This is a genomic window from Colwellia sp. D2M02 (assembly GCF_018860755.1).
GTDB classification, from domain to species: Bacteria; Pseudomonadota; Gammaproteobacteria; order Enterobacterales; family Alteromonadaceae; genus Colwellia; species Colwellia asteriadis.
This window is the reverse complement of record NZ_JAHKPW010000024.1, coordinates 25,242-39,620: the sequence shown is the minus strand read 5'-3', so window position 1 is coordinate 39,620 and position 14,379 is coordinate 25,242. Positions and strand designations below refer to the sequence as shown.

Sequence of the window (14,379 nt, the reverse complement as noted above, 5' to 3'; positions counted from 1 at the left end):
TTACCTAAAAAGGTGATAACGCAGTAAAAATGACCAACAAACGCTGTCCGAAGGATTCGGCTAAAAGCGTTTTACGCTTTGTTGAACAGTATTTGCTTAGAATGACTAGGCAACACACTGTCCGCCGTGATTAAAACGCTTTTATCTCGAACAAAATTTAACCGCGAAAGATCAACAGTCCTAGAATAAACGATCAGCTTTGGATACTTTCTGAGAAGATAAAGTTTTGAGCTAAAGGTACATTGTTATCTAGCCAATGTAACGCCTCACCTTTACTTTTAAAAATACCACCAGGTACACCAAACACTTTTTCTACACTCATGTGCTGCATTTTTTTATAGGCCTGCTCAGGGACTATATTAATCATTGCTAGCACCTGTTGTTGTATTGCTTGTTTTGCACCACTTTCCAACCAGCGGTTGGTAACCTTGCCAGCACCTTTGGGGTGTATTAGTGCTGCATTATCAGTAAATATTCGCAGCACAATAAGCTCAGACTTTTGTGACAATAAATTATCCCAAAGCAGTAACGACTTACTATGTTCTACTAAGGTTTGTTGACCAGTAAACTCAAAGATTATTACAGGCGAATGTATGGTTTTTATTGAAAACATCATTTGTCCTAGTATTGTAACTGTACGCCAATTAAAAAGGTGCGTGGTTGTAGTAATACAGCAGTATCGAATGCGCTATTGCTTTGATTACTATCCCTTGGTGCCGTGCCCGGATAGCGAGCAACAGGCTTGTCGGTATCAAAAATATTTTTAACATGTGCAAATAGGCGAATGCTACCAACCTCATAAGAAATTTGCGCGTCGGCAACAATGTAAGCATCGGTTTTTCCACCTGTTCGGTTGTTTACGTCGCTAAAGTATTCATCAGAGTAACGAGCACTAATGTTGGCATTCCAATGGTTAGTATGCCAAGCCAAACCCAAATTAGCGGTTATGTTAGGTGCGGCCAGTAATTGATTACCTTCAACACCTGAGTAGGGGTAATTGACAATATCGGTATCAAGTAATGCTAGGTTGGCAAATACGTCGAATGTATCGGTTAATGCAGCATCAACGGCAAGCTCTAATCCTGATGTGTTAACGCGATTAGCATTACGTACCACAAACGCTTCATCTTTTGAGTCATCAGGCGTTAAATCAAAAGGTAACTGCATGTCTTTGTATTGTGAATAAAATAGGTTTTGTCGAGTGGTAATTTTACCATTGGCAAATAGCTGTCGTCCGTAAAGTTCGTAAGTCCAAGCACTTTCTTCTTTGTATTGATAATTAACAATAGGAAACGCGAAAGTAATACCGCCACCGCCTGCGTTGTAACCTTTAGATGCTTGTAATCCCCAACTGGTTTGCTCGGTTGCTTGCCAGTTTATACCTGCTTTAGGTAAGGCTACTTGGTAAGTGTTATCAGCAGATATTTGTACTAAATTACCGCTAATATCACCGCCATGGCGCTGGCGCTTTTCTTGCTCAAGGCGTAAACCTAATGATAAATCAACCTCGCTAGTTAAGGGGACTACCCCTTCAGCGTAAGCGGCTATGGTATCGGTACGGTCATCAAAATTTTGTCCGCCAATAATTTCAATAAACTCGTCTTGTTGCGCACGATAATAGTACAAACCAGTTACCGCAGATAAACCATTATCGTTTTCATAGCTCAACTGTGGTTCAATAACATATTCACGTGTATCGATAGTCGCGTTACTGGTATTAGGAACGGCATGCCTAACAAAATCTAATTGGGTAGCCGACATGTTAATTTGCAGTTGCCAGTAGCTTGCCAAGCTCATGGAGTAGTCTGTGGCAATGCTGGTGGTTTTAGGGTTGTGGGTAGGTTGTAGTGGGTAATTAGAGCGACGCTCACTAAACGGGCGAACAATAATTTCACCATTAGGTGCGGTATAGTCAGTGTGGGATATGCTGAGCAGTAAGCGTGAGTCATTTGCAAATTCAGGTAACAAAAGCAATTTACCGCGTAAAGATAGACCATCCATATCGCCAGGGTTGTTTACGCCAAGGTAAGGATCGTAACTCACAGTAGAGTCACGCTGAAACCAATCAGCGGTTAAGCGTAGTGCGGCACTGTTATTATTAATAGGAATGTTGACCATGCCAGAGGCGCGTTGTTGATTATAATTCCCTCCTGCTAATTGTATGGTGCCAGCAGTCTCAAAATCAGGCTCTTGTGTTTTTACAATAACGGTGCCGGCAATAGCATTGCGACCTACTAAGCTGCTTTGTGGGCCACGTAACACCTCAATACGTTCTACGTCGAATAAGCCAAAATCACCAAATACTACTTCGCTATAACTGGCAGGTCGGTTATCAATTTGCCAACTTAGGCGAGGGCGGCTACCAGCAAAAAAGGCGTTAGCATTTTCTGCTGGGCCTGTACCATCTATACCTCGAACCGTCGGTGCCTTACCTGTACCCGTTACCATAGTAAGGTTAGTGGTGTTATTTAAAGCGTCACGTAAGGTAACTATGCCCGCTTTGTTAATGATATCGTCGCTAGTAAAAATCTCTACACTGTTAGCGCTATTGTGTAATGGTCGCTCAATCAGCTCCGTAGTAACAATAGTTGTTTCTAAGTACCGTGGCTTTTTTTCAGGCTTAGTGTTTTGCTCAGCTTGTGTGGGCATTGTGATAATAGCTACACCAATAGTGAGCGCTAAATAGTTACGTTTATGGATAACATTATTCATTTTCTTAATCCTTGGCATTAAATTAATGTAATTGATAATTATTATCATTTAGTTTACTCTTGACGTAATAGCTCCGCTACTCCAAAACCGGGTAATTACTCTAATAGCGGGAATTTAATTTTGATGCGTAGGAAGTGGTTAATTGAGCAGTAAAGCTTGGCAAAAAGATCAAGACAGTTTGGTTGAACGTATGTCTGCATTAAATATAACGCCTACGCTAACACTTGCTGACAGACAAGGTATGACTTTACTCGCACACGCAGACTTTTCAGCCTCAGAAGGGGTATATGAATCTTCAAAGTACCTAATGTTAAATTTATGCACTGCGCATATTGGCCGTATGGGGCGATTTGGGTCTGCAGGTAACGTTGAGGGCATATTACGACCGGGTACCGTTAGCGTTGCTTTACCTGAAACGCCCGCCAGTGGTTATTGGTCAAAAACACAAATGCTCGGTATTGCCATTAACTTAGACAAACTAACCGATAATAACAGTACAACTTATAATAAGCATACTTTACTACCTGCTTCGCTGGCATTACATAATGATCCGTTATTAAGTTCAGTAATGACGGCAATGTGGCGTGATGCGGAGTTGCATGGAATGTCGAGCACATTTTTTGAACAAGGAATTATGCTATTGCTAAACCGCTTAGCTGGTTATCAAGGTCAACCTAACAAGCAAGTATTGACTTACCCTTTAGCGAATAAAGCCTTACATCAAGTGTTAGAATTGATTGAAAGTAGATTAAGTGAAGACGTGCGTGTAGACGAATTAGCCGAAGTAGCAAAACAAGATAACCGCAGTTTTACGCGATCATTTTTTGCTGCTACCGGTTTTACCCCTTATCAATATTTTACTATGCGGCGTATGAAGTTTGCGCAGCGCTTGTTAACAACGAATAAAGCATTAACGATTACCGACATTGCTTTACAAGTAGGCTATGCCAATCCCAGTAAGTTTTCAGCGGCTTTTAAGCGATTTTTTAACACAACACCGAGTAATTGGCGCAATGCGCAGTAAAAATGCATCGTGCAATGAATATTTATTGAGTTTTATTTTTTGCTAAGCATAACGAAAAAAGCAGCCTTTAAAAGACTGCTTTTTGCTTGCTAGCGATCAGGCTAAGCCACTTTAATTTACTTTAACGCTTGGTACAGCTGAGTAAATTGAACACGTTTTTTATAGCCTTCAAAAAAGTTCTTATGAGTAATCTTTCCGTCGGCATCAATAACCACTACTCCTGGGTAAGGAATACCGTAGTTATCATCACCTTTTTTATATTTTGTATTTACAATGCCGTAGCTCAGCATAGTTTGTGCTTGTTGGTCTGATAATAACGGGTAGCTAATATTTTGAGCGGTAGCAAAGGTTGTTAGAATGCTGCTGCTGTCATACGAAATACCGGCCAAACCATAACCTAAGTCGATAAATTTTTGTGCTTCTTGGTTTAATTCAATTAAGTGCTTTTTACAAAATGGACACCAATCAGCAGAGCGGAAGAATAAAATAATTAGCCCTTTTTCACCACTTAACTGGCTGATAGTTTTTTCTTTACCTTGGTTGTTTTTTGCCGTTATTTCTGGGGCTTGTGTACCTACCTCTGGCCCAACAGGCAGGCTATTTGGGTTAGCAAAAACAGTAGCGCTAGCTAAAGTTAGGCTTAAACATAAGCCAGTTAATGCGAGGTTTTTTAATTGACGTATAAAAAATTTCATATCGTGTGCTCTTGCTCTATATAGTATTAGGTGTTGGTTTATTGGTGGTTGCTACGGTATTATCGTAACAACCTAGCCATTCTAATTGGCTTAGCAAATAAGACCTGATGAACGATATTTTAATCTCAAATTATTTTAAAAGAGTAAAAAATTACAGTTACCATGTTTTTAATAAAGCAATTGCTGCGGCTTTTTCAGGGAATGTTTGAGTGCTTTCTACCGCTTCAATTAGGTAATTTTTTGCTTCAGTCTTTCGTGATTGTGCATAAAGTGTTACCGCAAGATGGTATTTTATTTCAGCATTGTCAAAATCTTTGGTTAGCCCTAAGCGAAATAAAGCAATTGCTTGCTCATGCTCACCCATACGGCTCTTAATCCACGCTAAAGTATCTAAAATTGCAAGGTTGTCAGGTAAGTAGCTGTAAGCTTGTTCAGCGTATTTTTTCGCTTTGTCAGTGTTACCTATGTTAAATTCAACGCTGGCAGCATTGTTTAATAAAATAGGTAAGGGCCCGTATTGCGTTAACAATATTTGATAGTAATCAGCCGATTTTTGTAATTGCTTATTGCCTTTGTAGCTATCAGCCAGTGAAATTGCCGCTAACATGTCGTTAGGGTATTTTTTTAACCAGTTTTTTAGCTCTGGAATGGCTTTATTTAGTTGGCTTTTTTGCTTGTAGCTACGATATAAGCCCAGCACAGCTTGTCTTTGATCTGAATATTTCAATGCCTGCTTGTAGAAATTAATGGCTTTGTCACTATCGGCTAAGGCAAGGTATAAATCGCCTTTGAGCACTGCGGCTAAACTTTTGCTTTGAGTGAGTTGCTCAATGGAATTAATAAGGTTTAGCGTGAACTGTTCATCTTTATTTTTTATGGTTAAATTGACCAGCCCTAAATAAGCAGGTAAGTAATTACTATCTTCAACAAGCGATTTTTTATAGGATTGAATAGCGCCAACATTATCTTTATTTTGCAGTTGAGCTTTCGCAAGTGTAATGAACGCTTTGGCTTTATATTGAGATTTTTCAACATAATCTCTTAGCACTAATACTGCTTGTTGATGTTTGTTTTGTTGTTGGAATAATGCGGCAAGTGTTACCAAGGCTTGTGGCTCTTTAGGGTTATTATCAATAAATTCACCTAAAACCTCTATTGCTTCATTAGTTTTATTCTGTTTAGCTAAAATACGGCTTAACTTGGCCACAACATAAAAGTCATTAGGGTCTTGAGCGTATGACTTTTGTATCCAGTTAAGTGCAGTTTCTAAGTCTTTTTTTAATAAATAGCTGTCGGCTATTTCAGTCATTAATAAAGTGTTTTGCTCAAATTGTATGAGCTTGTTTTGTAAAAACGCTAAAGCTATATCGTAGTTTCCTGCAATATTATCCATACGCGCTAAGTGTACAATGCTAATAATATTATTTTCATCTAAAGCTAATGACTTCTCAAAAGCACTCTTTGCTTGCGGTAGTTGCTCATTTAAACCGTAGAGTACCCCTAAGCGCTGTTGAAAAAAGCTATCGTTAGGGAACTCACTTATGAGCTCTTGCGCTATAGCTATGGCAGCGTCATATTTTTGTGTATTTTGGTAAGAGTCAATCAACAGTAGTTTGATTTGTACGCCATTAATTTTGTTATCTTTAATAGCAGATAGTACTTCAATGGCTGACTGATAATCACCTGATTGCATTTTACTACGGGCTAAATTACTGACACCTATAGGAGAGTTGGGATAGCTATCAACAACCTTTTCAAAATAGAATAGCGCTTTACTACTATCTTCAAGTTGCAAATAAGTTAAACCAAGCAAGGTGAGAATATCAGGATTGTTTGGGTAAGCAGTATTGGTTTCGCTCAGTAAGTAGCGGGCTGAATTAAGCTCGCCTGCTTGTATTTCAATAGTGGCAAGCATACGAACTGTGTCAATATCGTATTTAACGTAATTAAGGTAGGCGCTTAAGTAACGATGAGCGTCTTTCATATTGCCAAAATTAAAATTTGTCAGCCCGGCTAAAAAGTAATAATCAGGAGTGTTTTTCATCACTTCTGGTGGCACGGCAGCTAAAGTGGCGATAACTTCGGTAAGTTTTTTCTCAGCAGATTCATTGGTAGCACTTTCATCACTAGGTAAGCTGGCATTTAAAATTGCCTTTAAGTAACCTGCCCTAGGTTCATTAGGTATCTTTTCTAAAATTAAATTAATGTGTGGTTCGGCTTGTGAGTACTCTTGACGTTCAATATGCAACATTGCTTTAGTTAAGTGAGCGGAGAAGTGGTTATTATCAATTTTTAAGGCTTGTGCTATTGCGGACAATGCGGCTGATGAGTCCCCTAAGCGATGTAATATTTTTGATTTTAGTACCCAACCATTAATGAAAGGCTTGGCGCTATCTAATGATAAGTCAATATAACCAAGTGCTTGTTCTACATTTGCTTCTTGTAAGGCTATTTGGGCTCTACCTAATAAAGCAAATTGGTTTTTAGGGGTTAACTTTAAAGCTTCACTAAATGCTCTATCTGCTGAGCTATACTGTTTTTTTCCAATGTAGGCTTGTCCTCGAATTAGTTGCAGCTCACTTTCTATTTTAGCGCTACGCGTGCCTAATTGAGAGGCATCTAGTGCGTCGTCGTATTTCCCTTGTAATAAATAAGCTTGTCCGTACAAGGTAATTAAACGGTCACTATCAACATTACCTGCTCTTGCGCGGTTCAATTCAACTATTGCGGCTGCCCCATTGCCTTGTTCGATAAGTACTTGCGCCATTAAAACCCGAGATGGCATATGCTCAGGCTGTTCTTGTAAAATATTTTTTAATAAAATAATAGTGGTTGGCAGCTCTTCGTTATGAAAGGCGATCAGTGCGCTTTCATAATTTTTATCGATATTGTTATTAGCTAATGCAGAAGAAGACATAAATAATAAACAGAACATAGATGTAATTATGTGATTTTTTGAGCTCATGCTTGACCTATTTTTAACAATACTTGTAATCATAATTATGGAGGTGTGCAATTTATAATGCTTTGCTAAATACACCATATCATTTTTACGAAAATACTAAATGTTTTCTCAAATATAATATTTAAATCAAGCTAGTAAAGACTTTTAGGTGTAAATATTTAATGCATGTTTCATGTATAAATATTCACCTTAGTGCGTCAGTATTTTTTACAAATGTTCAATGTTGTTAAATGTGTTAATATAGCACCCTTGTAATATATTGTAATTTAAAGCTTTCTTTTATGTGGCTTAAAATTTGCTATGTTTTGTATGTCGTTATGTAATATAACGGCTATAATTTCATGTTGGGACAAACTTAGGAATAATTATGGCTTTAATTAAACAAGCATTGAGTCTTTTTTTAGTGGCAAGTTTATTTGTGACTACAAATGCATTAGCTTCTGATTTACTTGTTAATACTACTATTGCTGACTCTCAAGGGGATGCACATGGTGGTTGGATATATGAAGTTGATAAAATGGATATCCAATGGGATACAGACGGTCAAGTTACCGTTGATATTTATACTAACTTTGTTGATTACAATAATGAAAAGGGCACCGGTCGCCGCAATGGTAAGATTGTTTTAGGTGATCTTCTAATGAGTACTGATGGTGCTAATACGCCTTATAATTATGCTTTTATGTTGTCTGATGCAGATAGAAACCGTAATGATTATTGGAGAAAAAACCATTGGGATAATACCGGTAGATTAAATCAAATATCTTCGACTATTTCATCTAAACAATATCACAACAATTCTGGCTCAGTACAAAATGGGCAAGTGATGGGTGGTAGTGTTTCTTCTTATGGTGAACAAGCTGCTTGGACTGTTGATAGACAAAATGCGGGTAGCTCATATAACAACTTTGATGTTATTAGTTTTAGCTTTAACGTAAGTGGTATTGATGCCTTTAAAAATGCATCGCAAGTAGCATTTAGTTGGACTATGTCATGTGCCAATGATGTTGTGCAAGGTGTTGTTGATGTAGCTAAGGTTACCAGTGTTCCTGAGCCTACTACATTTTTATTAATGTTGATTGCTTTAGGTGTTATCGCAAATACTAAGCGAAAGAAAGTAAAAGCATTCTCAGCCTAGAGCCTAAAAGTTACGACTTAACTGTCACCATTACTAAGCAATAAATTGTTAACGGTATTATAAAAAGCGACCTGAGGGTCGTTTTTTATTTTGTGGTATTTACTTAATTATTTACACAATGAGAATTATTTTTAATACCGTAAGGCTATAAAAATTTCCGTCTGGCAAGTAGAATAGCCAAGCATAATTATATTTTACCTCGAGTTTCATGAATCAAGTTACTAACCATACTGAGTGTTTGTCTTTAAATAATACCAAAGTTGCCATTATTGGTGCTGGAGTTGCAGGCTCAACTATTGCTTTACGTTTTGCTGAGCTTGGTATTAACACTACGTTAATTGAAAAAGGACCTAGCTTAGTTAACGGGCCGCCTATTTGCCATTTGCATGCAGGTGGTAATTTGTACCGTGAAATTTCTGACCAGCAATGCCTAACGTTGCTGCAACAATCCATTGATACAGTGAAAGTTTACCCGCAGTGTGTCAATGTACGCCCTACCGTGGTGGCTTTACCATTAACGGATAAAGGCGAGCCACAAGACTTATTGCCGCGTTTAGAAATGTTACGAGACAAATATAAAGCGCTTGTACAACAAAACCCTAGCAATGAAGTTTTAGGTGACCCTCAACATTATTTTCGTTTGTTTGAACGCGCAGATCTTGAGCGAATTGCGCAAAGGGAATTACCTAAAAAAGCGTTATGCGATGAAGACTGGTTAGTGGCATTCGCCAAACAAGTAAACTTTGATAAATTAAAATTTCCGTTAGTGTTGGTGCAAGAATATGGCCTATCGGCCTTTCGCTTTGCCGCCATTGTTAGCTTAGCGATTGAGCGTTTACCTGCCTGTACTTTGCAAACCAATAGCCGTGTAATTGACATTAGTGCTAAAAAAAATGGTGCAGGATGGCAAGTTACTACTGCGGTTAATAATGATGACCGAGTAAATACCGCACATTATGATTATGTGATTAACGCCTGTGGTTTTAAAAGTGGTGAGTTAGACGACATGCTAAAAGCTAAGCGTCAGCGTATGGTTGAATTTAAGGCCGCGTATGTTGCTCATTGGCCGCAATGCCAAGGTTTATGGCCTGAGGTGGTTTTTTATGGCGACCGAGGCACACCTCAAGGTATGGCGCAATTAACCCCTTATCCAGATGGTTATTTTCAACTGCACGGCATGACGCAAGCTATCACATTATTTGAAGATGGTTTAGTTGCTAGTTGTGAGCAAAGCGCTCAACCTAAATTACCTGCGCGTTTTATTAAAAAAATAGATCATCATTGGCCTGAGCAATTAGTTAATGATCGTACTATTGGCAATATTGCTCATATTGCTCAATTTATTCCTGATTTTACGCAAGCGATTACTGCAGCAAAGCCGTTGTTTGGTGCACAGCAAATACCCGGTGATGATCCCGATTTACGAGCTGCCGATGTGTCATTTCATGAAAGTGGCTACGCTCGCGCTGAAATAGTGAAAGCGTCATCAGCGTTAGCCGCAGCAGATGCTATTTTAGAAGATTTACTTGAGAGCGGCTTAGTGACGTCAGCGTTAAGTAAGCGTTATCTGAATGAACATTACTTTCCTGTAAGTCTGCAATGCCAAGCGGATGAAGTTACAGCGCGTGCGGAGCAATTAGCACAAGAGCGAAATTACCCAACAGCCCTGGCCAATATATTTTAAGCTTGCTTTCAAAGGGTTATTAACATCGCTCAATTTTAGTCGCCGTTAAGTGATGACTTTAGCGTAGGAGTCACGTTCCATTTCTACTATCTCAACCGTTAATGATGTTTTTGAAAGATTGAGCATTTTTAATTCAGCTAATATCGTTTGAGATAACAATTTACGTTGTGCTAACGTTCTTCCCGAGAGAATTTTAGTTACCACATGAATAAAGTTTACTTTTACAGAGCCTGACTGGTAGTTATCAAAAGGAATTACGCGGGTTTTAATTTCACTATTTTCAAACAGCTCAGAATTAAATGCCCCATTATAAACCGCAGAAATTAATTGTGATGGTTTAAGTACAGCATGCAGTGGCGCTGAATATTCAATAATACAATGCGGCATAATAATTTCCTATTGGCTGTTAACGGTAGCAGTTATGCATGTTATGCAAGCTCACCAACACCGTCTAATACTGTGAGTAATTCATTAAAGTTATCAAATAAATAATTAGGCTGGTGAACCGCTAAATCTTCGTCATAATTATAGCCGTAGGATAATCCTATGCTATCTATATTTGCTGCTTTCGCGGCCAATATATCGTTTTTAGAGTCGCCTATCATTACACATTGCTCAGTACTCACTTTAAGTTGCTGACAAGCCGTAAATAGTGGCAGTGGATGTGGTTTACGCTCGGGTAATGAGTCGCCGCCAAGTTGTAATTCAAATAAATTGGTTAATGCTAAACCTTGTAGTATAGGCTCAATAAAGGTTTCAGGCTTATTAGTAATAATCGCTAACCGATAGCCTCTTTCTTTTAGTGCGGTTAAGGTCTCTTTAACACCACTATATAAGGCCGAATCAACACAAACACAGTCTTGGTAAAAGCTCAGAAATAATGACAATGCTTTAGTTACTAGGGCTTCAGGTAAGGTGTTATCAATGTTTTTGCTGGCGCTTAACGCTCGAGAAATTAAGCATAAAGCGCCATTGCCAACCCAGTTTCGAATGGTGGCTTCATCAAAAGTGTCGCGCTCTAATTGCTGTAAGGTTTGATTAACGGCTAATGCTAGATCGGGAACGCTATCAACTAAAGTGCCATCCAAATCAAATAATAAAACGCTTTTATCTTTTAAAGTCACGAATATTCTCTACTGCAGTAAGACTATATTAAGTGGCGATAATGTAGCATTTTTAACGGTGCTCGTCATGTTTTGCTAAGGTTGTGTTTTGTTTACTCTTTTATAATGAAGCGCGTATACTTACATAAATTCAGGCTACTGAGCTTGAATAGTGGCTAATAATGATGACCGAATAATGAATGTAAATGACAAAATTTGCCCGTTATGCCAACAACAAAATAGCTGTAATGTTGCTGCTATGGCTGGTTGCTGGTGTATGCAGGTTAAGGTTCCTCAAGCGTTAATTGACCGCGTGCCAGCGCCAGTTAAAAATAAAAGCTGTATTTGTAATACCTGTATTGAGCAGTACCTGAAAGAAAGCAATAAATAACTCTTGCTAACCCCCTTCTAAAACCTAACCCTTAAAATTAGCGCGCTAAGATAACTTTATTTACGTAAAGTTTCATTTTCTTGTAAAAAAATTGTTGCGATAACTTGCAAATCGTAATGTTATAACATAACATCTGCGGCCGTTGTTATACTATAACCTTTTCTATTCTTCCGTTGTTAAGAGGCACCATGAAAAAATTATCTCGAATTATGAGCGCATTACTTGCGGTAACCGCAAGTGGTCAACTGTACGCAGAGCAAGTACAGGGCACCGTTACGAATCATGACGGTAAGGCGGTTGTTGGGGCTACAGTGGAAATTGCGGGTACAAATAAAGTAGTAAAAACTAACGAACAAGGTGAGTTTACATTAGAAGTAAACCCAGGCCGTTATGAATTACATGTTGTCGCAAAAAACTTTGTTCATGAAAATGTTGAAGTCAATGTACAAGCAAATATTAATGCACAACTGCAAGTATCACTTGATAAGTCTGCAATTGAAATTATTGATGTTAACGCCACCCCTTTCCATAGCTCTAATATTGAATCGGCGTTACCTATCACCGTATTACACGGTGAAAAATTACGTATGCGTCAAGCAAATACCTTAGGCGATACCTTAAAAAATGAAGTGGGTGTACACAGTAACTTTCATGGTGGTGTTGCAAGTACCCCTATTATTCGAGGCTTAGATGGCCCACGTGTTTTAGTTACTCAAAATGGTCTAGATGCTGGTGATGCGTCACGTGTTGGCCCAGACCATGCAGTTTCATCTGAAACCTCAACCAGTGAAAGCATCGAAGTATTACGTGGTCCAGCAACTTTATTTTACGGTAGTGGTGCTATTGGCGGCGTGGTTAATGTTGTTGATGAGCGCATTCCTAGCAGTACTGATACTAAAGGTGAATGGTTAGCAGAGCATAATACTAGTAATGATCAAGAACTTGTCTCGGGTTCATTTACCAGCGGTGTTGGTAATGTGGCTGTACATGTTGATGGTTTTTACCGTGACAGTGAAAATTACACCATACCCGAAAGAAATGGCGTTGATGAAGTTGAAAACTCGGCGGCTGAGTCAAGTGGTTTCACTTTAGGTAGTAGTTATATACTCGATAATGGCTTTGTTGGTGTTTCTTATCAAAATCTTGAGCAAGAATATGGAATTCCAGGTCATAGCCATGGCGATGAGAGTATCGAAGTTTTTGCTGACTTAACCCAAAACCGTTATCAATTACTCAGTGAATTAAGCTTTGATAACAGCGTGATAAAATCACTTAACACTAAAGTGGCTTACACCGATTATCGCCACAGTGAAATCGAACTTGGCGTGGTTGGTACAACCTTTGATAATGAATCGTTAGAGGCGCGCTTTGAATTACTACATCAAGACTTTTTTGAATGGCGCGGTGGTTTAAGTGTTCATTATAAACAAAGTGACTTTACTGCCGTAGGCGCTGAAGCTTTTACTCCGCCATCTGAAACAAACTCTATTGCACTAGCTTGGATAGAAGAACGTCATTTTGGTGATTTTTTAGTGCAACTTGGTGCCCGTATTGAACGTACTGAAATTACTGCAGATAACGTACGCTTACCTGATATTGAGCTTGTAGAGCAAGAGCATGATGATCATCACGATGACCACTCAGACCATGCTCACCATGATGAACACGTAGATGGAGCAACACGTAATTTTGCTGTAGAGCATGTATTTACACCTGTTAGTCTTTCTGCTGGTATTGTTTGGGATTTCATGGACGGTTATAACTTAGGTTTGTCATTGTCACACTCACAACGCGCTCCATCATCGGCTGAGTTACTATCTTTTGGGCCACATATTGGTACAGGTTCTTATGAAGTTGGTGCATTATTTGAACTACATGACGATCACGGTGAAGCGCCTCATTTCGGTTTAACTGAAAGCGATGTTGTGATGGAAACATCAAGCAATATTGATTTAAGTTTACGTAAATTTAAAGGCGATTTTGGTTTTATCTTTAATGCCTTTTATAACCAAATTGATGACTATTACTATGAACGTGCTACTGGCTTAGCTGCAAGTGACGGACATGACCATGATCATGGCGATCACGATCACGGTGCTCATGATGAACACGAAGATGAAAGCAACTTACCGCTTTATGTTTTTACCGCGCAAGATGTCACGTTACATGGTTTTGAAGCCCAAGCCGTATGGCAAGTGACAGACGAATTTGCATGGCGCGTTCAAGGTGACATTATTCGTGCTCGCATAGAGGGTGAAGGTACAGAGCTACCGCGCACACCACCTGCGCGTGTTTCTACCGAGTTTAGTTACCAAGGTGACACTATCTCAGCTGACCTACTTGTGAGTCACTACTTTGAGCAAACACATACTGCACCATTGGAAAGCTCAACAGGTAGCTACGTCATGGTTGATGCCAATGTTAATTACCATTTTTCACTAGGGCAGCATGACTTATCGCTTTACCTAAAAGGTATTAATTTAACCGATGAGTATGCTCAAGTGCATACTTCATTCTTAAAAGAGTTAACGCCATTGGCAGGGCGCTCTCTTGCGATAGGAATTCGCGGAGAATTCTAACGTAAGTACGTAACGTTAAAGTAAATATAAAAAATAAATTTAATAATTAAATTCAAGGTATTGAACTCATTTTCATTGAGTTCAATCT

At 38.8% G+C, this 14,379-nt stretch carries 11 protein-coding genes; 5 read left to right on the top strand and 6 right to left on the bottom strand.

All coding sequences use genetic code 11. The annotated features are described in order from the left end of the window. Positions 1–193: 193 nt before the first annotated feature. Both KO495_RS03155 and KO495_RS03150 read right to left on the bottom strand, forming a co-directional pair. Positions 194–616 (bottom strand): hypothetical protein, encoded by a 423-nt coding sequence (locus tag KO495_RS03155; RefSeq protein ID WP_215978941.1) that lies wholly within the window; start codon positions 614–616, stop codon positions 194–196. A gap of 5 nt (positions 617–621) precedes the next feature. Beyond that, positions 622–2,712: a TonB-dependent receptor gene (locus KO495_RS03150; protein WP_252738777.1), complete on the bottom strand. Its 2,091-nt coding sequence runs from the start codon at positions 2,710–2,712 to the stop codon at positions 622–624. A gap of 142 nt (positions 2,713–2,854) precedes the next feature. Here KO495_RS03150 and KO495_RS03145 point away from each other — a divergent pair, with 142 nt between their 5' ends. After that, positions 2,855–3,736 carry a helix-turn-helix domain-containing protein gene (locus KO495_RS03145; RefSeq protein ID WP_215978940.1) on the top strand — a complete coding sequence of 294 codons (882 nt, stop codon included), beginning with the start codon at positions 2,855–2,857 and terminating at the stop codon, positions 3,734–3,736. A gap of 116 nt (positions 3,737–3,852) precedes the next feature. On the opposite strand, the gene KO495_RS03140 is transcribed toward KO495_RS03145, so the two are convergent. Both KO495_RS03140 and prsT read right to left on the bottom strand, forming a co-directional pair. Beyond that, complete coding sequence (locus KO495_RS03140; protein ID WP_215978939.1) at positions 3,853–4,431, bottom strand: peroxiredoxin family protein; 579 nt, start codon at positions 4,429–4,431, stop codon at positions 3,853–3,855. 157 nt (positions 4,432–4,588) lie between these two features. After that, positions 4,589–7,366, bottom strand: a complete 2,778-nt coding sequence (gene prsT / locus KO495_RS03135; protein ID WP_289847605.1) for an XrtA/PEP-CTERM system TPR-repeat protein PrsT — start codon at positions 7,364–7,366, stop codon at positions 4,589–4,591. A gap of 397 nt (positions 7,367–7,763) precedes the next feature. Here prsT and KO495_RS03130 point away from each other — a divergent pair, with 397 nt between their 5' ends. Together KO495_RS03130 and KO495_RS03125 are read left to right on the top strand one after the other, a co-directional pair. Beyond that, a complete protein-coding gene (locus KO495_RS03130; RefSeq protein ID WP_215978937.1) occupies positions 7,764–8,534 on the top strand; it encodes a PEP-CTERM sorting domain-containing protein in 771 nt (256 codons plus the stop codon). 208 nt (positions 8,535–8,742) lie between these two features. Further along, entirely contained in the window at positions 8,743–10,218 is a 1,476-nt protein-coding gene (locus tag KO495_RS03125; RefSeq protein WP_215978936.1) for an FAD-dependent oxidoreductase, read from the top strand. Between the two features lie 45 nt (positions 10,219–10,263). On the opposite strand, the gene KO495_RS03120 is transcribed toward KO495_RS03125, so the two are convergent. Both KO495_RS03120 and KO495_RS03115 read right to left on the bottom strand, forming a co-directional pair. Beyond that, the gene (locus KO495_RS03120; RefSeq protein WP_215978935.1) at positions 10,264–10,605 is read right to left on the bottom strand and encodes a 5-carboxymethyl-2-hydroxymuconate Delta-isomerase; all 342 of its coding nucleotides are present in this window, start codon (positions 10,603–10,605) and stop codon (positions 10,264–10,266) included. A gap of 41 nt (positions 10,606–10,646) precedes the next feature. Beyond that, on the bottom strand, positions 10,647–11,342 hold the full coding sequence (locus KO495_RS03115) for a phosphoglycolate phosphatase (protein ID WP_215978934.1): 696 nt from the start codon (positions 11,340–11,342) through the stop codon (positions 10,647–10,649). 151 nt (positions 11,343–11,493) lie between these two features. On the opposite strand from KO495_RS03115, the gene KO495_RS03110 reads away from it, so the two are divergent. Together KO495_RS03110 and KO495_RS03105 are read left to right on the top strand one after the other, a co-directional pair. After that, entirely contained in the window at positions 11,494–11,712 is a 219-nt protein-coding gene (locus KO495_RS03110; protein WP_354668358.1) for a cysteine-rich CWC family protein, read from the top strand. A gap of 188 nt (positions 11,713–11,900) precedes the next feature. Next, positions 11,901–14,291 (top strand): TonB-dependent receptor, encoded by a 2,391-nt coding sequence (locus KO495_RS03105; RefSeq protein ID WP_215978933.1) that lies wholly within the window; start codon positions 11,901–11,903, stop codon positions 14,289–14,291. Positions 14,292–14,379: the final 88 nt, after the last annotated feature.

What these genes read in the sequence shown, in the direction of transcription:
- KO495_RS03155 (WP_215978941.1), bottom strand. Translation starts at nt 616, where the DNA reads ATGATGTTTTCAATAAAAACCATACATTCGCCTGTAATAATCTTTGAG.
- KO495_RS03150 (WP_252738777.1), bottom strand. Translation starts at nt 2,712, where the DNA reads ATGAATAATGTTATCCATAAACGTAACTATTTAGCGCTCACTATTGGT.
- KO495_RS03140 (WP_215978939.1), bottom strand. Translation starts at nt 4,431, where the DNA reads ATGAAATTTTTTATACGTCAATTAAAAAACCTCGCATTAACTGGCTTA.
- prsT (WP_289847605.1), bottom strand. Translation starts at nt 7,366, where the DNA reads ATGTTCTGTTTATTATTTATGTCTTCTTCTGCATTAGCTAATAACAAT.
- KO495_RS03130 (WP_215978937.1), top strand. Translation starts at nt 7,764, where the DNA reads ATGGCTTTAATTAAACAAGCATTGAGTCTTTTTTTAGTGGCAAGTTTA.
- KO495_RS03125 (WP_215978936.1), top strand. Translation starts at nt 8,743, where the DNA reads ATGAATCAAGTTACTAACCATACTGAGTGTTTGTCTTTAAATAATACC.
- KO495_RS03120 (WP_215978935.1), bottom strand. Translation starts at nt 10,605, where the DNA reads ATGCCGCATTGTATTATTGAATATTCAGCGCCACTGCATGCTGTACTT.
- KO495_RS03105 (WP_215978933.1), top strand. Translation starts at nt 11,901, where the DNA reads ATGAAAAAATTATCTCGAATTATGAGCGCATTACTTGCGGTAACCGCA.